Raw genomic sequence first — 20,764 nt, forward strand, 5'->3', positions numbered from 1 at the left:
TCGGTGTGAGTTGGGGAGCGTCAAATCGTTACCCCTTCCCTGTGCTGATGCTGTGAAAATCCTGCTAACTTCCGTGCTCAGCTATGGCCTTTGAGTAATAGGTGGGGAGTTCTGCGCATGGTTTCGGGTGGGGGCGTCAGCAGGGGACGTTTGAGAAGACGGGCGCAACCGGTGGCGGCCACGCTGGCCGCGCTCATGTTCGCCGGACTGTTGGGTGCGCCGCTCGCGGCAGCCGCCGAACTCGACCTGCTGAGGCTGCAGAAGCCTGACCCGGTCAAGACCGGCGAGGTCGAGAGACGCGGGCCGGCGAAGCCCGACCAGACCGCGCGGCATCCGTGGAAGAAACCCGACGTCACCTGGCCCGAGGCCGGCACAGCGACGTCCGCCCTGCGCGAGACCGGCGCGCGGGTGAAAGCCGGCTCACTGCCCGTCAGCGTGAGCCGTTCCGCACCCGGGGCGGAGAAGTCGTCCAAGGCCCCCTCGCGGAGGTCCGCCTCCGAAGCGACTCGGGAGTCCGGTCCGCGAAAGGTCCAGGTCCAGGTCCTCGACCGTGCCACCACCGAGTCGTTGGGCGTCGAAGGCGTCGTGCTGGCCCTCCGTCCCGCGGAAGGCACCGAAGGCACGGTGGACGTCAAGGTCGACTACGCGAACTTCCGGCATGCCTACGGCGGCGACTGGGCCTCCCGGCTCACGCTGAAGACGCTTCCGGCCTGTGCGCTGAACACCCCGGGCAAGAAGGGCTGCGCCACCGGCACGCCCCTTCCCACCACCAACGATGTGAAGGCCGGCTCGATCGAGGCGGCCGTCGACCTGCCCGCCGCCACCGAGGCCACCGCCTCCCGAGCCGCGACCGCCGACCCGGTAGCGCCGAAGGCAGGCGCGCGTGCCGTCTCCGGCGGCACCGTGCTGCTGGCCGCGACCGCCACCGCGGGGGGCCCGTCGGGCAGCTTCAAGGCCACATCCCTCTCCCCCTCCGCGTCCTGGTCCGCGGGCGGCTCCAACGGCGCGTTCTCCTGGACGTACCCGATCTCCGCACCGGCCGTCGCGGGCAGCGCGGTCCCGGACCTGAAGCTCGGCTACTCCTCGCAGTCGGTCGACGGCCGCACCGCCTCGACGAACAACCAGGCCAACGCCATCGGCGACGGCTGGTCCATGGAGCCGGGCTACATCGAGCGGCAGTACGTCTCCTGCACCGAGGACACCAAGGACAGCACCACCACGGCCAAGGTCGGCGACCTCTGCTGGAAGAAGGACAACGCCGTCATCAACCTGGGCGGCCAGTCCAACACCCTGATCAAGGACTCCACCACGGGGAAATGGCACCTGGAGAACGACGACGGCACCAAGGCCGAGAAGCTGGCCAGCACCGCACGGGCCAACGGCGACAACGACGGTGAGCACTGGCGGGTGACGACCCCGGACGGTACGCGCTACTACTTCGGCTACAACCGCCCGTCCGGCTGGGCCGCCGGCAAGGACGAGACCAACTCCACGTGGACGGTGCCGGTCTACGGCAACCAGCCGGGCGAGCCCTGCTACGCGGCGGCGTTCAAGGACGCCTGGTGCCAGCAGGCCTGGCGCTGGAACCTGGACGCGGTCATCGACCCGCACGGCGACGCCATGACGTACTACTGGGACAAGGAGACCAACTACTACGGCCGCAACGTCAACCCCAGCACGGGTGCGTCCACCGCGACCCCGTACATCCGCGGCGGCTCCCTGAAGCGCATCGAGTACGGCCTGCGGAACAGCAACTTCTACGCCCAGCCCGCGGCCAGGGTCGACTTCACGAACAGCGAGCGCTGCCTGAGCGACTGCGGCACCTTCGACAAGGCGCACGCGAAGAACTGGCCCGACGTCCCCTTCGACCGCTACTGCGCCTCGGGCACGGAGTGCAAGGACCGCTACTCGCCGTCCTTCTGGAGCCGGACGCGCCTGACGAAGATCGACACGTCGGTCCTCGTCGGCACCGCCTTCAAGCCCGTGGACACGTGGGCCTTCACCCATCAGTTCCCCACGACGGGCGACGGCAGTTCCCCCGCACTGTGGCTGGCCTCGATCACGCGCACCGGGCACGGCGGAACCGGCCCGGTCACCCTTCCCGCCGTGACCTTCATGGGCAAGACCATGCCGAACCGGGTGGAGGGCGCCACCACGGGCGGCGATCCGGACCCGGTGCCGCCGCTCTGGCGCTACCGCGTCCACGGCATCAACACCGAGACCGGCGGAACGATCGGCATCACTTACTCCGAGGCCGACTGCAAGGCCGGCAGCGTGCCCACCCCGGCCTCGAACACCCGGCGCTGCTACCCGGTGAAGTGGTCGCCCCCGGACGCGCCGGCGGCGAACTACGAGCCGTACCTCGACTGGTTCCACACCTACGTCGTCACCCAGGTCCTGGAGACCGACCGGACCGGCGGGGCTCCCGCCAAGCAGACCGACTACACGTACCTGGACGGCATGGGCTGGACCAAGTCCAAGGACGACGAGTTCACCGACGCCAAGCACCTCACCTACGGCGACCGCAAGGGGTACGGCCGCGTCCAGGTGCGCAGCGGCGTCGCACCCGACCAGCGGACTCTCAAGGAGTACCGCTACTTCCGGGGCATCGACGGGGCCGCGGTCAAGGACCACGAAGGCGTCTCCGTCACCGACAGGGAAGCCTTCGCCGGGATGACCCGTGAAGAGGCCACGTACAACGGGGACGGCGGCAAGCTCGAAACCACCACCAGCCACGTACCGTGGCGGTCGGCCGCGACGGCCACGGAAACCCGTGCCGAAGGGCTGCCCACCCGCTACGCGTACGCCACGGCCGGCAAGAGCGAGCAGACCCGCACCGCCGTCGGCACGGGCTGGCGCACCACGCGCACCGAGCGCACCTTCGACGCACTGGGCCAGACCCTGACGGAGTCCTCGCTCGGGGACACGACGAAGACGGGCGACGAGCAGTGCACCACCACCACGTACGCCCGCAACGCGTCGCTCAACATCCTCACCACGGTCTCCGAGACGAAGACGGTGGCCAAGGCCTGCGGCACCACGCCGTCCCTCCCCGCGGACCTGATCTCGTCCGCGCGGCACTTCTACGACGGTGCGACGAGCCTGTCCACCCCGCCGGTCAGGGGTGACGTGACCCGGCTGGACGAGCAGGACGCCAAGGGCACGGGACACCTCACGACCGCCACCCACACCTACGACCAGCACGGCCGCGAGGAGACCTCGACGGACGCGCTGGGGGCCACCACGCGGACCGCCTACACCCCGGCCACGCTCAAGGCGCCGACGACGGTCGCCGTGACCAACGCCAAGGACCACGTGGTCACGACCACTCTCGACCCGGTCCGGGGAGCCGTCACCGCGACGGTGGACGCGAACGGCAAGCGCACCGACGCCGTCCACGACGGTCTCGGCCGCGTCCTGAAGGTATGGGAGCCGGGCTGGCCCAAGGCCGCCCACGAGGACAAGCCCTCGGCGGAGTACGGCTACGTCATCTCCAGGACCGAGGCGAACGCTGTCATCACCAAGACGCTGAAGCAGAACGGCGCCTACCGCACCACCTACGCGCTCTACGACGGCCTGCTGCGCGAGCGGCAGACGCAGGCCCCGGCCACCGGCACGCAGGACCGGATCATGACCGAGACCCACTACGACACCCGTGGCTGGGCCTGGCAGACGTACGCCCCCTACTACGCGAAGGGCGCGCCGTCGGCGAAGCTGGCCTCCGCCGCGGTGAACACCGTGCCGGCGGCGGTGCGGAACCACTTCGACGGGCTCGGCCGGGTCACGGACGCTCTGTCGGTGAAGTTCGGCGACGAGCAGTGGCGCAGCAAGACGGTGTACGAGGGTGACCGCACGACCGTCATCCCCCCGAAGGGCGGAACGGCCACCACCACGGTGACCGACGCGCGCGGGCGCACGACCGAGCTTCTGCAGTACACGAACGCCCAGCGCACGGCGTCCCAGAAGACGACGTACACGTACGGTAAGTACAGCGAGCCGAGCACGGTCACGGACCCCGACGGCAACGTCTGGAGCCAGACGTTCGACAGCCGGGGCCAGAAGACCAGGAGCGACGACCCGGACAAGGGCGTCACGGACACGACGTACGACAACCTCGGACGGCCGGTCACCACGACCGACGAACGCGGGGTCACGCTCACCACGGAGTACGACGTGCTGGGCCGCAGGACCGAGGTCAAGCAGGGCGGCACGACGCTGTCGAAGTGGACCTACGACACGCTCGCCAAGGGGCAGCTGACCAGCAGCACGCGTTACGCCGGAGGGGCCGCGTACACCACGGCGACCGACGGCTTCAACGACCGCTACCAGCCGACGTCCACGACCACCACGGTTCCCTCCGCGGCCGGCGGCCTGGCGGGCACGTTCACCTGGACGTACGGGTACAAGCCGGAGACCGGGGCGCTGCTCTGGACGCTCAACCCGGCCGTGGGCGACATTCCGGCCGAGCGGGTCGTGACCAACTACAACAGCGACGACCAGCCGTTCCGCACCAGCGGTCAGCGCGGTGCTCTCGTCGCCAACACGCAGTACGACGTCTTCTCCCGGCCGGTACGCCTGGAGTACAGCGCCACTCTCGACCAGAAGGCGTACCAGACCAAGGTCTACGACGAGCACACCGGACAGGTCATCCGGCAGACCACCGACCGGGACGTCGCCCCCCAGCGCGTCGACGACACGACGTACGCCTACGACCCGGCGGGCAACGTCACCGGCGTGACCAGCGTCAGCGGCCAGGACGCACAGGCATCCACCGACACCCAGTGCTTCACCAACGACCCGCTGGGGCGGCTGACCGAGGCGTGGACGGCCAAGACCGACTGCGCGGCGGCCCCCTCGGCCTCCACGGTCGGCGGCCCGGACGCGTACTGGCACACCTACGGCTACGACAAGCTCGGCAACCGCACGAAGCAGACCGAGCACGCCACCTCGGCCGGGACGACGGACGCCGTCACCGACTACACCCAGCCGGCCCCCGGCGGCGACCGGCCGCACGCGGTGCAGCAGGCCTCCGTCACCGGCGGCCCGGACAACGGGCGTACGAGCACCTTCGAGTACGACAAGACCGGCAACACGACCAAGCGCACCACCGGCTCGACGGTCCAGTCCCTGACCTGGGACGCCGAGGGACACCTGGCGACCCTCACCGAGGGCGGCAAGCAGACCGGCTACACCTACGACGCCGACGGCAACCGCATCATCGCGAAGAACGGCGACGGGTCCAGCACCCTCACGCTCCCGAACGGTGATCAGCTGAACCTCGCGGCGAACGGCACGAAGACCGCGACCCGCTACTACACGCACAACGGCGACACGGTCGCGGTGCGCAACGGGAACGCCATCGCTTACCTGATCAACGACCATCAGGGCACGGCGATGACGGCCATCGCGGTCGGCACGCTCGCCCTGACCCGCAGGAAGCAGCTGCCGTTCGGCGGCCTGCGATCCGAGCAGTCGACGGCGTTCGGCAACCGCGGCTTCGTCGGCGGGACGAACGACCCCACGGGCCTCACGCACCTGGGCGCCCGAGAGTACGACCCGGTCCTGGGACGCTTCCTCTCCGTCGACCCGGTCATCGACTTCGACGACCCGGCCCAGATGAACGCCTACAGCTACGCCCACAACAGCCCGCTCACCAAGTCCGACCCGACGGGCCTGCGCCCGGACGGCCCGGTGGGCGGCAACTCGTACAACGACGAGCGGTGGGCCAACGAGCGGGGCATGACGGCGGGGTACACGAAGAAGAGCGGCAAGTGGGTGTGGAAGCAGACACCCAAGAAGGACCCCGTTTCTCAGCGGCGGTACAGCAACTACCGCGCGAACCCTGCCCATTACATGATCGACGACAGCCACGCACGCAAGTACGCGGCTGCCGCCAAGGCGCAGGCGAAGAAGGCCGCTGAGGCCCGGGCCAGGGCTGCGGCGGCGGAGCAGCGCAAGAAGGACGGCATCTTCGGCAGCATCATGAAGGGCAACTGGAACGACGCGGCCACCAACCTGAAGGAATCCGGTCCAGTGCGTTGGGTGGCCGAAAACGCAGACACGATAAAGACGGTCGTGGGGGCTGCCGCGCTGACTGTCTGCGTTGTGGCATCTGCAGGCGTCTGTCTGGCCGCGGGCGGTGTGGTGATCCTTGCCGGAATCGCGGTCGACGGCGCGTCGGGTGCCGAGATGGACGGCGCGTACTGGAAGGGCACGGCAATTACAGCAGGCATCACACTGGCAGGCGGAGTCGCTGGCAGGTGGGCTTCGGGTGGAGGGAAGTGGGCCTCGGGCGGCTGGTTGAAGTCTCCCAAGGTCGTCACCAGAGGGCCTAGGCATGCGGCTGGACGTCCACGCCACGCCACCCGGACGGACGTGGGCCCCACGGCAAACGCCTACATGCAGAACGGGTTTCTCGCTGGAATGGGTTGTGGCGCTCCCTCCGCGAGCAGCATTAATGCGGGTTATTGCCCGTGAGGTCTTCGTGGACGAAAGTCCCGGGAGTCTTCGTGAGGCGTCGGGGAGACGGCTCCATCCACCTGCGAAGGAAGGGGACGGTGGTATTCGGGTGGGCTGCGATTCTCTCCCTGTGTCCTGTGCTCGTCCTGTTCGGCCTCGCGGACGTGGAGAAGTACGGGTTCCGTGGGGTAGGCGTCCTCTGGGTGACTGGATTTGTTTCTGCGTTGATAATTCGTGGAACTATCAGACCGCGGGTCATTCTCGAACCGGATGGGTCCATCAGGAACATAGGGCCATTCCTTGAGATGGTTGCATCCAGAGACGAAGGCCTGTCGGTCACGTGTGAAAACAACGGGTTGGTGATCGTGTGTGCGGATGGTGAGCAGGGTGCTTGGTCATTCTCGCAAAGCCTTTTGGGTGGAAGGTCGGCTCGAAACGCGCGCAAGTTTATCGGTACGTGGCTGAAAGAAGAGCGGAAATGCTCTTCCGGGCGTGCGGTCGCGGGCAGGAGAGGGAGGGTGCACGTCGGGCTCGTCGATGTGTTCCTGCTCGTGGCGCCCTTGGCCGCTCCCGTACTCATGAAGCTCTGACCAGCTTCCTCTGGCGGCCCGTCGGTTCTCCGGCGGGCCGCCGGTCCGTGTCCCTCGCCCCGCGCAGCCGTCCAGTGCCCCCAGCACAGTTGGGGCGCCCGCTGCCTAATGGGTAGATCCTGAGTGGGTGGTTTGTTGTGCTTCTCTTCTTTTCTCTCGTCATGGTTCTGATGGGGTTCTCTCTGAGGAGGAACTGGTGGGGTATGGCGGATCAGATGTCCGGCAGGCACCTAGCTTCGAGTTCGATCGAGCACGAAAGGTCCCGCCGGCTGGGGGCGGTCAGAATCTTTGGTGGTATTCTCATCGCCTTCGGTGTTTTTATGGCTTTGACTTTCTCCTATCTCTTGATACGTGGAGTCTCCTGAATGATTCTCCTCTGCGTCCTACTCGTTTTCCTGCCCATCGGTGTTCTGGTGCAATACAGCCCGCGAGGGTGGGGAAAGGGTTTCAGGGAGGCTCTGCGCGGGACGGGGCTCTCTGATTTTTCGGTAAGCGCCTTGGCCGCGGGATGGATGGTGGTCGGCGTGGCGGCGCTCGCCGCTCTGCTCGCACGCATCTTTTGAGGATCGCCCCGGGGCGGCCCGGTGCAGCTTCGACCCACCGGGCGCGTTCACGAGGGCATTCCCAGAACGCTCACTGCCTGGGGCAGCCGCCGCGGCTTTCCGCGAACCCGTCCAGCGCCGCCAGCACCGCTCGCCGGGTCTCCGTGCCGCCCGTGTGGCCCGCGTTGTCGATGATCGTCAGCTTGGCGTCCGGCCAGGCCCGGTCCAGTTCCCAGGCGGTGATCAGGGGGCCCGCGAGGTCGAAGCGGCCGTGGATCAGGGCGCCGGGGATGCCGGTGAGGCGGTGGGCGTGGGCGATGAGTTGGCCTTCCTCCAGCCAGGCTCCGTGGGCGAAGTAGTGGGCGCAGATCCGGACGAGCGCCTGCTGGGCGTGGTTCGGGCGGCTGCTGTACGGGGGTGGGCCCCCGGTCGCCTCCATCAGGGCACGGCGATGACGGCCATCGCGGTCGGCACGCTCGCCCTGACCCGCAGGACGGCGTGGACGCTCGCCGGAGGGGGCGCCGCTCGACTGCTCGCAGGCAGTTGGAGAACCTCGGCGTTCAAATATCGAACTCGCGTCAAGTCCGTATTCCAGGCGCCCAACGTCTCCATCTACGGATACCGCAAGACGATCGATGCGGGCGCCACGTACGCTAACGTGAGTCTCCACACCGGACTCGCGGCGACATTTTGCTGTGCCGGAAAAGCGAGCCCCTGGAGTGCTTCCGGTGTTTGCTGATGCCTGTGCGCCCGGCTGGCGATGTCGTCATCTGAACGAAAGACAGGAACCAGATCGCCATGGAGCAGATTGTGCTGCGCCGGAATTCCTGGGTGGTGATCTCCTGGGTGGTTGTGATCGGCCTCGGGCTCAGCATGCTTGCGGCAGTTCTCAAGGTCAGTTCGGTGAATGGATTCCGAACCGGCTGGCAAGGGATCCCTGTCTTTCTGGCGCTCGTGGTGCCCATCGGGAGGGTCGCAAACTGCAAGATCGTTCTTCGGGAGGATGTACTCGTAGTGGTGAATCCGCTGCGTACCCACATTCTCCCGGTGGCAGCGGTTCATGACGTCTCGGTAGGCGACGACGGCACTCTTGACGTGCGTCTCGACCACCATCGAGTCGTCTCGGTCTTCGCCTTCGGGGGCTCCCTGATCGATCATTTCAAGGGTTCGAGCGGTGAGGCGGCACGCAAGGTCAACGCATGGCTCGGTACTGCCCGTACGGAGAGTGGGCGGCGCGACGTCGCTCCGCGGGTTCGCTGGACGCGCTGCCTTCTTGCGGACGCGGCTCTCGGTCTGGGCGTCGTAGTTACCGCCGCAGGCTTTGCATGGATGGCCTTCAGCGGCAGTTGACGTCACCCGCAGCACAGGTCGGGCTCGACCACGTCGGCCGCCGGTTCCTTGAGGAACCGGCGGCCGGAGTCGTTCATCAGCCTCACCCGCCACTGTCCGCCGGGTCTCCGTGGCGCCCGTCGTCGCGCGCCCGCCGGGAATTGCGGGACAGTCCTTAGCTACGCCCACAACGGCTCCCTCGCTGATTACCCCCTTGGGGCCGTTGGCGGTCGGGCGCTCTGTCTAACCCTTGCTGTGGCAACCACTGCGGAGGCATGCACCAGAAATGATCGGAATGGGTGTGCTTCAGCGCTGTGGGGGTGGGTTTCGTGGGTGCGGGGTTCGGTGCGGCCAGGGCTGCGAACGCTCTGCGGCGTGATGCTCTGAATTATGGGCCCGGAGCCATCAAGGGAGGAGCGCTCATCATGGCAGGCGCCGGCAAACCGGCTGATGGGGCAGCCGTATTGGCCACTTGGCTGGGTATACACTCGCCCGTGATGGATACGAGTTGAAATCTGGCATGAAGTAGGGTGTAGATGTCGAAAAGTCAGCCCCTGAAGGTTGAGCCCATCGGTCGCGCCGAATCGCTCCCCTGGTCTGTGAGGGCGATTCTCCGTAGATCGAACAGGCGAGGCAGGACGGGGCTGATTTTTCGATGCGTGATGCGTGATTCTTTTCGCAGCGTGACGCGTAAGTGGTCAATCGTCTCCGTCGAGTGTGAAGGCAATACCATATGCGAGATGAGCAATACCAGCGTCAAGCGTCCGGTCTTCGTCGACCTTCCGCCGGGGCGGCATGAGCTGACCTTTCGCGTGATCCGGGCGAAGCGGAGCCGCCATACTGTGTTTCATGAGGAAATCCACCTTCGTGAGGGAGACGTTTTCCTGGCCCTCTGCGAACCGATTCAACCCGACGTCTTCTACAGGAAGAGTCCGACGGAAGACACCTGGAGGATCGGAGTGGTGGATTCCGTCTCGGGCAGCGGTGGATCTGCTGAGTCGGGGATGTGATGCCGCTGATCGCGTCCGGAAGGGGAAACATGTACGAATTGATTATCGCGGCCCGGACTTCTCATTCGGTGAGCTACGGCGAACTGACCGTCGGAGTGCTGATCGCCTTTTTCGGGACCCTGTTGGCTTTGAATGTGAAGGGTTGTGCCGAAGTCGCTTCTGACTTTCTGGGGAGGGGGATGTTTTCAGCCTTCTATCACAACGATCACATCCTGAGGATTCCTGCCGGGTTTTTTGCGGCCTTTGGGGTAATTCTGGTCTTGATCAATCTGAAGATTCTCTTCTTCGGGTTCTGAGGCGTCGTATTCACCGGCCGATGGCGCCGTCCGCGGCGTACCTCGCACCCGGCGGCCCTGGTCGCCGTCGCCCCGAGGGGCCGACCGCCGGGAACGTCGCCGGGAGTGTGTACAACAGATGTGCCGTCGCCGATGGTGAGAGAGCTCGCAGGAAGGGGACGCGGAGATGCGCACCAAGGAGACCCGGGTGTTCCGTCGTCCCGTGTACATGTGGTTTCCCGTGGTCGCGGGTGTCGTGGCCTGGATCTGTGCGGTTCTGGTCGTTGGGCTGTTGGGCTCGGCGCCGGTGCCGGCGTTCGTGGTCGCCGGATTCGCGGTCTTCTTCTGGGCGATCGGGTGGGACTCCGCCATTCGCAGCACCGACTGCCATGTGTCCTTCACCAACATCCTGCTGACCACGACGGTCGCCTGGACCGACGTCAGGCGGGTGAACATCCAAGGTGGGCTGACCGTCACCTTGAGAGACGGGAGCGAGCTGAACTCGATAGCATTCGGCGGTTCGCTGCTGGGGGACCTCACCGGCTACCGGACTCACCGGCCGGCCTTCCGGCAGCTTCGGCAGATCCACCGCACGGCACACGCGTCGGAGCCCGGGGGCGGCCGACAGGGGCCGGTCCAGCGGAAGGTGTCCTTCGCCTGGCGGCGGCTCCTGTGTGCCCTCGCCGTCGTTTACGTGCCGCTCGTGGTCGCCCTCGTCCTGTGACGGGGAGGTGGTCCGGCGGGGCCCGTCCGTGCCCCTCGCCCCGCGAAGCCGTCCAGCGCCCCCAGTACCGCCCGCCGGGTCTCCGTGCCGCCCGTGTGGCCCGCGTTGTCGATGATCGTCAGCTTGGCGTCCGGCCAGGCCCGGTCCAGTTCCCAGGCGGTGATCAGGGGGCTCGCCAGGTCGAAGCGGCCGTGGATCAGGGCGCCGGGGATGCCGGTGAGGCGGTGGGCGTGGGCGAGGAGTTGGCCTTCCTCCAGCCAGGCTCCGTGGGCGAAGTAGTGGGCGCAGATCCGGACGAACGCCTGCTGGGCGCGGTCCGGGCGGCTGCTGTACGGGGGCGGGCCTCCGGTCGCCTCCATCGAGACCACCGCGTCCTCCCAGGCGCACCAGTCGGCCGTGGCCCTCTCCCGTACGGCGGCGTCCTCGCTCTCCATGCGGCGGGCGTACGCCGCGACCAGGCCGGCCGGGTCGGTCGTCTCGGGGACGCCCGCGCGGAAGGCGTCCCAGGCCTCGGGGAAGAGTTGGCCGACGCCCCGGTAGAGCCAGTCGATCTCGCTGCGGCGGGTCGTCGTCACCGCCGGGATCACCGCCTCCGTGACCCGCTCCGGGTGTTCCTCGGCGTACGCCAGGATCAGGGTCGATCCCCACGAGCCGCCGTACAGCAGCCACTTGGTGATGCCCAGGTGCTCCCGCAGGCGCTCCATGTCGGCGATCAGGTGTGCCGTCGTGTTGTGCGACATGTCCGTCGCCGGGTCGCTCGCGTGCGGTGTGGAGCGGCCGCAGCCCCGCTGGTCGAAGAGGACCACACGGTAGCAGTCCGGGTCGAAGTACCGGCGGGCGCGGGGTGAGCAGCCGGAGCCGGGGCCGCCGTGCACCACGAGGGCCGGCTTGCCGTCCGGGCTGCCGCACGCCTCCCAGTACACGTGGTTGCCGTCGCCGACGTCCAGCATGCCACTTTCGTACGGCTCGATCGGCGGGTAGAGGTCGTTCGGGTCGCGGTGCACGGCGTTGTTCCCCTCGGTGCGGCGCGTGGCGGGCGGTGGGCCACGTTACGCGGATACGGACGGTCGGAGGCGTCCCGTTTCGGCCTTGCCCATGACGACAGAACGGATCGAACGGAACTTACGGATCGATCTGGCCCGGAATCGCGCCGACGACCAACTCCTGGCCGCCTTCCGGAAGTCGGCCCTGGGTTATGTGGGCCTGCCGTATCCGGGCGGAGGCCGCACAGCCGGTGGCGGCCGGCGGGTCCGTGCCTGCGGGTCCTTGCCGGCCGAGGCCGACGAACACCGTGTGGTGATGGCCAGCCCGGAGGGCAACGGGTTCCGCGTCGCGGCGGACGCCGCGCCCACTCGGGCGGGCCGCCGCGTAGCCTGGGCGCCGTGAACGCCGCGCCCCGGATCCTCGCCGTCCTCGACGAACTGCTCGCCTCCGCCGCCCCCGACGACCGCGGTGCCCTCTGGCACCTGGCCGAGGCCGGGCGGGAGCTGGACGCCAATCTGGTGCGCCTGCCGCCGGGCGCCGAGGTCGGGGAGCATCGGGAGGACGTGCTCGATGTGCTCCTCGTCGTGCTGGAGGGCGAAGGGAGCGTCAGGACGGCGGAGGGCGGGCCGGTCCTGGAGCTGGGGCCCAGCACCGTCCTCTGGCTGCCCCGCACGTCACGGCGGGCGCTGGTCGCCGGGCCCGGCGGGCTGGTGTATCTCACCGTCCACCGCCGCCGCCCCGGCCTCGCGATCAAGCCGCCGGCCGGGGCGTACGAGGGGGGCGAGGGCCCCTGCATGCTGGACCGGGTCTGCCCGGGGTGCGGGCGGCTGTCCCAGGACCCCGCACCGGTCTTCTGCAGTCGGTGCGGGGAACGGTTCCCCGAGCGCTGAGCCCGTGAGCGGGTGGCCCGAGAGCCCGAGAGCCCGAGAGCCCGAGAGCGGGGGAGCGCGAGAGCCCGTCGATGGGTCGTGTGCTCCTCCGGCGCCGCGGCCTTCAGGGCTACTCGCACTCCGTCAGGTCCGGGCGGCCCGGCGGGTTCTTGTTGCCCACCAGCTCGGACAGGTTCTCCTTGTACATGTCCTCCCAGATCCTGCCGCCCAGGATCGTGCGGAGCGCCGAGCACACGTCGTCCTTGAGGACCGAGGACTTCGGCCGCATCGCCACGCCGTAGCCCTCCGCGCCGTTGATGGGCTCCAGCTGCCGCACCTTGTCCGGGTTGGCCTTCACGTATCCGGCGAGGATGATGTCGTCCGAGGCCACCGCGTAGACGTCGGACTTCGGGTCCAGCAGTTTGTCCAGGCAGTCCTGGTAGGTGTTGGGCTGCGACTTCGCCATGGTGAAGCCCCGCTTCGGCAGCTCCTTCTCGTACGTCGACTCCCGCGCCGTGCACACCTCGACGCGCAGGTCCACCAGGTCGCTGGAGTCGTTGATCGTGTACTTGCGCGATTTCTCGCGCACCAGGAAGCTCCGGCTGGCCTCGTAGTACGGGCCCGCGAAGTCGACGCTGTAGCCGCCGGGCGAGGCGGTCTTGCGGTCGTCGGTGATGCTGTACGAGGCGATGACCAGGTCCACCTGCTTCGTCTTCAGCGCGGTGCTCCGGTAGTCCGTGGCGACCGTGGTGAAGGCGACCTCGCCCTTGGAGTAGCCCATGCTCTCGGCGATCGCGTACGCCAGGTCGATGTCGTAACCCTTGTACGTACGCGTCTTCTTGTCGTAGATGCTCAGCCCGGGCTGGTCGTCCTTGACGCCGATCTTCAGGGTCGGGTGCTTGTCCTTCCACCGCTCCTGGGAGCCGCTGCCCGCCGCGCCCTCGCCCTGGCCCCGCGCCGAGCCGGTCCGGTCGCCGCCCCCGCCCTTCTCGCCGTCGCCCTGGGAGACCATCCAGCCCGCGCCGGCCAGCAGCGCCGCGCACACCACCGCCGCGGCCGTCTTCCAGCCCCGGTACCGGCCGGGCGGCCGGGCCGTCGCCGCGGGAGCGGGCGGGGGTGTGTGCGGCACCGGTGCAGGTGCGGGCGGAGGGGCGGCGGGACCGGGCGCGGGGGCGGGGGCGGGCGTGGAGGGGTCCGGTGGGGAGACGACCGTCGGCGGGTGTGTCGCCGACGCGGCCACTGCCGCGTTCGGCACGGAAGGGTCCGCGAGCACCTCGCGGAGCATCGCCTCGGCCGTGGCCGCGTCCAGCCGTTCTCGCGGGTCCGTGGCCAACAGCCCCTGGATGACCGGCGCGAGGGGTCCGGCGTAGCGGAGGGCCGGGTCGGGGGAGTGCCGGATGTTCTCCTGGACCTCCCAGACCTCGTGCCCGGCGAAGGGCACCCTGCCCTCGACCATCTCGTACAGGGTGATCCCTAGCGCCCACAGGTCGGAGGCGGGGGCGGGGCCCGGGGAGGCGGGGGCGAAGAGCTCGGGCGCCAGGTAGGAGGGGGTGCCGATGACGCTTCCGGACCGGGTCACCCGGTCCGCGCCCTCGAAGGTGGCGATGCCGAAGTCCACCAGGATCGCGAGTCCGTCGTCGCGGACGAGGACGTTGCCCGGCTTGACGTCGCGGTGGACGACCGATGCCGCGTGGACCGCCCGCAGGCCCTGGAGGATCTGGAGGCCGATGTTGGCGGCCCTCGGCACGGCGAGGACGCCGTCGCCGCTCAACAGGTCCCCCAGAGACCTCGCTTCGAGCAGCTTCATCACGATCCAGATCTGATGGTCGGTCTCGACCTGGTCGTGGACCGTCACCACGTTCTGGTGCTCGATCTTGGCGATGGCCTCCGCCTCGCGCCGCGCACGCTGCATCGCCGCCGTCTGCGTGGCCGCGGTCATGGCGTTCCGGTCGAGCAGGCCCTTCACGGCGACGAGCCGGCGCAGCCGCCGGTCGTGAGCCTTCCAGACCTCGCCCATTCCGCCGCTGCCGATCGGCTCCAGCAGCTCGTAGCGGCCGTCGATCACGGTCCGGGGGGCGGGCTGCGCGCCGTGCGGCGGTGGCGTGCTCGGCCACTCCGGCGGCGCCACGTCGTCCGGCCGCCGGGGGGCGTCGCCCGAGCGGCGGTCCTCGGGACCCCGGGCCCCGTCGCCCGCTCCGCCGACCCTGTCTTCGTTGTGCATACGACCCCCTGTGCACTACATGGACCACGCCAGATTAGACGCTCCGTCCTGCTCGGACGCACGGACGCGACGTGCCGGTTCGCGTCCCGGCGAGCGGTGGTGCGGGGCGGGAGTTAGGAAGCCGCGCCGCCGTTGCTCTTCAGCAACTGGCCGTTGACCCACTGGCCTTCGGGGGAGCACAGGAATCCCACCAGGTGGGCGGTGTCCTGCGGGGTGCCGAGACGGCCGAGCGGGGTGCCCCCCACCAGGGCCTCGCGCAGCTCGTCGTTCATCCAGCCGGTGTCCACCGGGCCGGGGTTGACGACGTTCGCCGTCACCCCGAGGTGGGCCAGCTCGTGCGCGGCGGCCAGCGTGATGCGGTCCAGGGCCCCCTTGCTCGCCCCGTAGGGAAGGTTGCCCACGGTGTGGTCGCTGGTGAGCGCGACGATCCGGCCCGTCGCGGTGCCGGGCGCGCTGCGGAAGCGCAGCCCGTACTCGCGGATCAGCAGCCAGCTGGCCCGGGCGTTCACCGCGAAGTGCCGGTCGAACGCCTCCACGGTGGTGTCGAGCAGCCCAGAGTCCACCGACTCCGCGTGCGAGAGGACGAGCGCGCTCACGGGCCCGCCGAGGCGCTGTTCCGCCTCATCGAAGATGCGCGTCGGCGCGTCGGGGTCGGACAGGTCCGCCTCGATCGCCGCCGTACGGGCCCCTGCCTCCGCCAGCTCCTTCGCGATGGACGCGGAGGCCCCGGGCTCGGCGCCCCAGTCCATGCGGCGGTCGTACGGCGTCCAGTAGGTGAAGGCGACATCCCAGCCGGAGGCCGCCAGCCGGCGCGCGATGCCCGCGCCGATGCCGATGCTGCGGCCGACACCGGTGATGAGGGCGATGGGGCGGCCCGGCCCGGAGGCGGGCGAGGGCTGTTCGGAGGTCGTCACGCGGTGATCCTTCGTGACTCGTACGCGTACGTCAATGGCCTTTCCGGACACGTGGGCGACGCCCTTGCGCCTGCGCTGACCTGCGGCGACCCATCCTGCTGGTGGGCCGGCCCGGGGTTCGGGTTCCCGGGGCGGGGGCGCCCCGGGCGGGAGCGCCACGTGGTTACGCGGTCCGGCGCGTCCGACATGCGGTGGCGGGCGGGCCGACAGAGACTCGGTGAGGCTCCCCGGGACGCCCGTTCCCGGACGCGCCGAGGAGGAACACGATGACCACGTCGATCAGTGACCCGGTGGTGGAGAAGTTCATCGCCACGGTGAACGCGGGCGACCGGGACGCCTTCTTCGCCGACGTCCTCACCGAGGACGCCACCATGTCCGACGACGGCAGCGAACGGGACCTCGCGGCCTGGACGGAGAAGGAGATCTTCTCCCCGGACGCCAACGGCCGCATGAAGGTCGTGGACGCCTCCGACGACGGCCGCACCCTTGTCGTCGACTACACCAACGACACCTGGGGCACGATGCGGACCCGCTGGGTCTTCACGGTCGCCGGTGACCGGGTCAGCCGCTTCGAGACGGGCCAGGCGTCGTCCTGAGAGCGACCGCGCCCGGTCCCGGTCACAGGCGGCGGTAGGTGCGGCCGCCGCGCCGGGGAAGGGCCGCCGGGTCGTCGGGCCCGGTCCGGGTGGCCGACAGCGCGAGGTGGATCTCGGCGCGCACGGTGGCGTCGGCGAGGTTCCGCGCGAGGTGTTCGGCGCACTGGGAGAGCCAGTCGGTGAGGGTGGTGCGGTGGACGTGCAGTTCGGCCGCGGCGGGGGCGGTCCGGGCGTGGTGGCGCAGCCAGCAGGCCAGGGCGATGCGCAGATGCGGCTCCAGACCGCCGACCAGGCCGACGGCCCAGGCCCGGGCCGCCTCGGTGTCCAGGAGACCGTCCGGCAGCGTCTCCAGCCGGGCAGGACCGCTGTCGCTGCCGCTGTCGCGACCGCTGGCATCGCCGGAGCCGGAGCCGGAGCCGGAGCCGGAGCCGGAGTCGGCGTCGGAGTCGGGGTCGGAGCCGGGTTCAGGGGCGGAGTCGGGGGCCGGGGCGCGGAGGGCAAGCAGCAGGTGCGCCCGCACGGTGGCGTCCTCCAGGTCCGCGCCGAGCAGCCGGGACAGGTCGCGTATCCGGGCCCGGACCGTGCCGGCGGACAGGCCGAGCGCGGCGGCGGCGCGGGGCTTGCTGCCGGTGCGGAGCCACACCAGGAGGAGGTGCCGGTGGGCCGGGGCCAGGGGACGCAGCACGGATTCTGCCCACCGGGCGTACGGGGAGGTGGGCAGGAGAGAGGTGAGCCGGGAGGCGCCCACGGCGTCGGCGGGCGCGATGCGGCGGTCGGGGGTGGCGCTGTGCCGGGCGGCCGCGGCGTCGCTGTGGGCGGTGGGCATCTCGGCCAGGGGCAGCGGCCCGGCCATGCCCGCGAGCAGGTGGTGCCGCTCGCTCAGCCGGGAGACCAGGCGCAGGATCCGCCCGTCGTCGCCGCCGTGGTGGAGCTCGGCGACGACCAGTTCGCCGTCCGGCCGGCCCAGCAGGGTGCAGGCGTCGGCGTGCGGGGCGAGTGAGGGGCGTACGGCCCGCCAGAGGACCTCGTGGGCGGCGGGGACATCGGCGCCGGAGAGCCGGTAGACCGTGACATGCGTGAGCCTGTCGCTGCCGAGGGTCTCGGTGACGGCGGCGGTGTGGCCGGCCAGCAGCAGCCGGATGAGGGTGGTGTGCAGCCGCATCTGTTCGCCCCGCAGCTCCGCCGCGCGTTGCCCGCGCACCTCCAGGAGGGCCGCGGTGGTCGTGGCGACGTGGCAGGTGTGTGCCGGGGGCACGGTGGGCGCCGGAGTCAGGACGAGGACGGCGCCGGCCGCCGGGAGCTGCGTGCTGCGCGGGTGTTCCCGAGGGGCGGCCGCCGCGTGCACCCCGCTGGCGGCCGCGGCGGCGGGGGCGCTGTAGACGGCACCGGCGATGGGATCGGCCAGCACCGCCCACCCGTGGACCAGGGACGCGGCCTCGGCGATCAGGTGCGCGCCGGACCGCGTCGCCGCCCGCAGCAGCCGGTCGGCCGTCTCCCGCTCGTGCCGGGCAGCCCGCGGGCCGTTGGCCTCGTGGTCGGTCGTGCCTGTGCTGCTCATGTGCGAGCCTCCGCGGACCGTGCGCGCCGCGCGCGGGGGGAAGCCCCTCGCGCGGCGCGGTCGTTACGGGCGTGGGTCAGGGGGTGCGGCAGTGACGGACGCGGGTCAGGGGATGCGGGCGACCGCGCCCCACCCGGCGCGGGCCGTGGTGGTGCCGGTGTTCGCGTCGGGCCGCCAGTTCGGCCAGGACACCATGCCCGGCTCCACCATCTCCAGCCCTTCGAAGAACGCGATCGTGGTCTCCGGCTCCCGGAAGATGTAAGGGATCGCGCCGCTCGCGTTGTACTCGTCCTGGACGGCGCGGTGGGCGTCGTCGGACGCGGTGGAATGGCTGAGCGAGAGGTAGCTGCCGGAGGGCAGGCGGTCCACCAGCCGACGTACCAGGGACAGGGCGTCGTCCCAGTCCACGATGTGCCCGAGGACGTCACTGATCACGAGGGCGACGGGCCGGGTCAGGTCCAGGGTCTCGGCCGCCCCGGCGAGCACGGTCTCCGTGTCGCGCATGTCCGCCTCGACGTAGGCGGTCGCCCCCTCGGGGGTGCTGGTCAGCAGCGCGTGGACGTGCAGGAGCACCAGGGGGTCGTGGTCGACGTAGACGATCCGGGAGTCCGGGGCTATCCGCTGGGCGACCTCGTGCGTGTTGTTCGCCGTCGGCAACCCCGCGCCCACATCGAGGAACTGGCGGATTCCGGCGTCCCGGGCGAGATGGGTGACCGTGCGCCGCAGGAAGTCCCGCGACTCCTTCGCGAACGTCTCGATCAGCGGGTACTTCCCCCGGTAGGCGTCGCCCGCCGCCCGGTCCGCCGGGAAGTTGTCCTTGCCGCCGAGCCAGTAGTTCCAGACACGTGCGGAGTGCGCGACGCTCGTATCGATCTGCGCGGGCAGTTCAGGCCCATTTCCGGTCGTATTCATCCTGTAACACCTCTCCTGTTCGGGCCGGCCGCATCGCCATCACGCACGACACGTCCAGCATTCCCTGATACGTCTGCACGGGGTGGGGGCTGTCCCACACCTCCGCCGTGCCGGGGAGCCCGCCCTCCCGCACCACATGGTCGGCGATCTCCCGGATCTCCACCCGGTAGAGGGTCAGCGCCGGGACGCCGGTCAGCGGGTGCGGCGGCGCGTACTCGGGGTGCAGCTGCACCGTCACATCCCCCCGCTCCGCGATGCGTTGGATCGATCGGACCTGCTCACGCATCACGTCGTCGCCGCCCACCCGGACGCGCAGGGCGGTGACGGGAAGCAGGGCCCAGAGCCGGGTCTGCTGCTCCTGGAGGCGTTTTTGACGCTCGACCAGGAAGTCCGCCCGGCGCTGCCGCCCGGCGGCATCCCGGTCGGGGCACCGGAGCTCGTCCACGGCCATGGCGTAGGCCGGGGTCCGCAGGAGCAGCGGCACCAGCGCCGGGTCCCAGGTGCGCACGACGCCGGCGGCGGACTCCACGCTCATCAGGTCCATCAGCCAGGGAGCCATCGCATCGCGCCATGGATGCCACCAGCCGGGCATGTTGGCCGCGTTGAGCCGCCCCATGATGTCGTCGGCCTCCGCCGCCCCCGCCCCGTAGGCGGCGAGCAGGGCGGACACCTGCCCCACGTCGAGGGAGGTCTGCGCCTGCTCCAGCCGCCGCAGCGTCGAGGGATGCCATCCCAGCTGCGTGGCGGCCTGGGAGACGGACAGCCCGGCGCCCTCACGCAGCCTTCGCAGGCGGGCCACCAGGACCAGATGGCGCGCCGTCCGGCCCGACCTCTCGCGCGCCACGGCTTCCCCTCCCCGCTCCGGTCCCGATCCGGTTCCGCTCCGGCTCGATCCATCCGACATTCCGCGCAGTCTGCGCACAGTGCACACAGCGCACCTTGCGACGGTCGCACGGCGCTCTCAAGGTAAGCATGTCCGACTCCACCACGCGCCAACTCGGCAAGACCGGGCCGATCTTGGTCGCTCTGCTTCAGCTCCGCCCCCGCTGTTCCAGCTCGCCCGGCTCCCCCCGGCCGTTCCCATCCTCCGCCCGCCTGTCCTCCCGTCCTCCCGCCCTCCCCCGGCCGTTCCCGTCCTCCGCCCTCCCGTTTCCGCCCTTCGTTCTCCGTCCGCCCGTTTCCGTCCTCCGTCCGCCCGTTTCCGCCCTTCGTCCTCCCTCCTCCCGCCCCAGCCCCCCGGCCGCCCCAGCCGTTCCGTGCACTGCCGTTCCGGCGGCCCGTTCTCTGGAGCCCACCGCATGAACCACCTGACCGACGCGACCGACCTGACCTGTCCGGCCCGTCCGAAGCTCCGGTCCGTCGTCGGGGTCCCGCGGTCCGTCCCGGCCCGCCCCCTCGACCTGCGCGTCCGCGCCCAGCGGATCCAGATCGACGAGCTCATCGTCGACGACCCCCGTCAGGTACTCGCCCACGCCGGGCAGGCCGCCCTCGACGAACCCGAAACGGCAGCGCTGCTCGGGCACGATCCGGCCACCCCGCTGTCGCTCCCGGCCGCGGCGGCGCTCCTGTGCGCGCTCTACGACACCGACGCCCTCACGGCCATGGGGCTGCGCCTCGCCCGCCACACCACCCGCGTCTCCGCCTCCAACCAGCAGACGGAACCCGTATCGCTGGTGCTGTCCACCACCCCGGGCCAGGAGGACTGACCTCAGGGGCCGGTGGGCAGCGCGGTCCCGGGCACCATGGCCGAACACAGCGGATCAGCTGACTGCCTGGATGCG

Annotated in this window: 16 protein-coding genes and 1 pseudogene; 10 read left to right on the forward strand and 7 right to left on the reverse strand. The window is 70.0% G+C overall.

All coding sequences use genetic code 11. The features are described from left to right. Positions 1 to 171: 171 nt before the first annotated feature. Together PSQ21_RS19865 and PSQ21_RS19870 are read left to right on the forward strand one after the other, a co-directional pair. Entirely contained in the window at positions 172 to 6,477 is a 6,306-nt protein-coding gene (locus tag PSQ21_RS19865; RefSeq protein WP_274031969.1) for an RHS repeat-associated core domain-containing protein, read from the forward strand. 80 nt (positions 6,478 to 6,557) lie between these two features. Next, positions 6,558 to 7,049 (forward strand): hypothetical protein, encoded by a 492-nt coding sequence (locus PSQ21_RS19870; RefSeq protein WP_274031970.1) that lies wholly within the window; start codon positions 6,558 to 6,560, stop codon positions 7,047 to 7,049. A 633-nt stretch (positions 7,050 to 7,682) separates the two neighbouring features. On the opposite strand, the pseudogene PSQ21_RS19875 reads toward PSQ21_RS19870, so the two are convergent. Continuing rightward, positions 7,683 to 8,030 (reverse strand): annotated as a pseudogene (locus PSQ21_RS19875) (prolyl aminopeptidase); the annotation flags it as partial. 359 nt (positions 8,031 to 8,389) lie between these two features. Here PSQ21_RS19875 and PSQ21_RS19880 point away from each other — a divergent pair. The 4 genes from PSQ21_RS19880 (at position 8,390) to PSQ21_RS19895 (ending at position 10,929) form a co-directional block, all read left to right on the forward strand. Continuing rightward, positions 8,390 to 8,941: a hypothetical protein gene (locus PSQ21_RS19880; RefSeq protein ID WP_274031971.1), complete on the forward strand. Its 552-nt coding sequence runs from the start codon at positions 8,390 to 8,392 to the stop codon at positions 8,939 to 8,941. 719 nt (positions 8,942 to 9,660) lie between these two features. Further along, complete coding sequence (locus tag PSQ21_RS19885) at positions 9,661 to 9,930, forward strand: hypothetical protein (protein ID WP_274031972.1); 270 nt, start codon at positions 9,661 to 9,663, stop codon at positions 9,928 to 9,930. Between the two features lie 29 nt (positions 9,931 to 9,959). Then, entirely contained in the window at positions 9,960 to 10,226 is a 267-nt protein-coding gene (locus PSQ21_RS19890; protein WP_274031973.1) for a hypothetical protein, read from the forward strand. 166 nt (positions 10,227 to 10,392) lie between these two features. Beyond that, positions 10,393 to 10,929, forward strand: a complete 537-nt coding sequence (locus tag PSQ21_RS19895) for a hypothetical protein (protein WP_274031974.1) — start codon at positions 10,393 to 10,395, stop codon at positions 10,927 to 10,929. Here PSQ21_RS19895 and pip read toward each other — a convergent pair. Continuing rightward, the gene (gene pip, locus PSQ21_RS19900; protein WP_274031975.1) at positions 10,896 to 11,933 is read right to left on the reverse strand and encodes a prolyl aminopeptidase; all 1,038 of its coding nucleotides are present in this window, start codon (positions 11,931 to 11,933) and stop codon (positions 10,896 to 10,898) included. The two genes, PSQ21_RS19895 and pip, sit on opposite strands and share 34 nt — an antisense overlap. Positions 11,934 to 12,024: 91 nt before the next feature. On the opposite strand from pip, the gene PSQ21_RS19905 reads away from it, so the two are divergent. Both PSQ21_RS19905 and PSQ21_RS19910 read left to right on the forward strand, forming a co-directional pair. Further along, positions 12,025 to 12,315 carry a hypothetical protein gene (locus PSQ21_RS19905; RefSeq protein ID WP_274031976.1) on the forward strand — a complete coding sequence of 97 codons (291 nt, stop codon included), beginning with the start codon at positions 12,025 to 12,027 and terminating at the stop codon, positions 12,313 to 12,315. Continuing rightward, positions 12,312 to 12,803, forward strand: a complete 492-nt coding sequence (locus tag PSQ21_RS19910; protein ID WP_274031977.1) for a hypothetical protein — start codon at positions 12,312 to 12,314, stop codon at positions 12,801 to 12,803. Before PSQ21_RS19905 ends, PSQ21_RS19910 begins: the two co-directional genes overlap by 4 nt. Before the next feature lie 109 nt (positions 12,804 to 12,912). Here the strand turns inward: PSQ21_RS19910 and PSQ21_RS19915 are convergent, their stop codons facing one another. Both PSQ21_RS19915 and PSQ21_RS19920 read right to left on the reverse strand, forming a co-directional pair. Further along, positions 12,913 to 15,003 (reverse strand): serine/threonine-protein kinase, encoded by a 2,091-nt coding sequence (locus PSQ21_RS19915; RefSeq protein WP_274031978.1) that lies wholly within the window; start codon positions 15,001 to 15,003, stop codon positions 12,913 to 12,915. 113 nt (positions 15,004 to 15,116) lie between these two features. Next, the gene (locus tag PSQ21_RS19920) at positions 15,117 to 15,917 is read right to left on the reverse strand and encodes an SDR family oxidoreductase (RefSeq protein ID WP_274031979.1); all 801 of its coding nucleotides are present in this window, start codon (positions 15,915 to 15,917) and stop codon (positions 15,117 to 15,119) included. A 266-nt stretch (positions 15,918 to 16,183) separates the two neighbouring features. Here PSQ21_RS19920 and PSQ21_RS19925 point away from each other — a divergent pair, with 266 nt between their 5' ends. After that, positions 16,184 to 16,513, forward strand: coding sequence for a nuclear transport factor 2 family protein (locus tag PSQ21_RS19925; RefSeq protein ID WP_274031980.1), 330 nt, complete (start codon positions 16,184 to 16,186; stop codon positions 16,511 to 16,513). Positions 16,514 to 16,535: 22 nt separating this feature from the next. Here the strand turns inward: PSQ21_RS19925 and PSQ21_RS19930 are convergent, their stop codons facing one another. From PSQ21_RS19930 to PSQ21_RS19940, 3 genes are all read right to left on the reverse strand, one after another. Next, on the reverse strand, positions 16,536 to 18,071 hold the full coding sequence (locus PSQ21_RS19930; protein ID WP_274031981.1) for a helix-turn-helix domain-containing protein: 1,536 nt from the start codon (positions 18,069 to 18,071) through the stop codon (positions 16,536 to 16,538). A 105-nt stretch (positions 18,072 to 18,176) separates the two neighbouring features. Beyond that, positions 18,177 to 18,983 carry an SAM-dependent methyltransferase gene (locus PSQ21_RS19935; protein WP_274031982.1) on the reverse strand — a complete coding sequence of 269 codons (807 nt, stop codon included), beginning with the start codon at positions 18,981 to 18,983 and terminating at the stop codon, positions 18,177 to 18,179. Continuing rightward, the gene (locus tag PSQ21_RS19940) at positions 18,958 to 19,827 is read right to left on the reverse strand and encodes a helix-turn-helix domain-containing protein (RefSeq protein ID WP_274031983.1); all 870 of its coding nucleotides are present in this window, start codon (positions 19,825 to 19,827) and stop codon (positions 18,958 to 18,960) included. The genes PSQ21_RS19935 and PSQ21_RS19940 overlap by 26 nt, the downstream gene beginning before the upstream one ends. Positions 19,828 to 20,281: 454 nt before the next feature. Between PSQ21_RS19940 and PSQ21_RS19945 the strand changes: the two genes are divergently transcribed. Beyond that, the gene (locus PSQ21_RS19945) at positions 20,282 to 20,689 is read left to right on the forward strand and encodes a hypothetical protein (RefSeq protein WP_274031984.1); all 408 of its coding nucleotides are present in this window, start codon (positions 20,282 to 20,284) and stop codon (positions 20,687 to 20,689) included. The last annotated feature ends 75 nt before the right edge of the window (positions 20,690 to 20,764 follow it).

The sequence above is a fragment of the Streptomyces sp. MMBL 11-1 genome (assembly GCF_028622875.1).
Classification (GTDB): Bacteria; Actinomycetota; Actinomycetes; order Streptomycetales; family Streptomycetaceae; genus Streptomyces.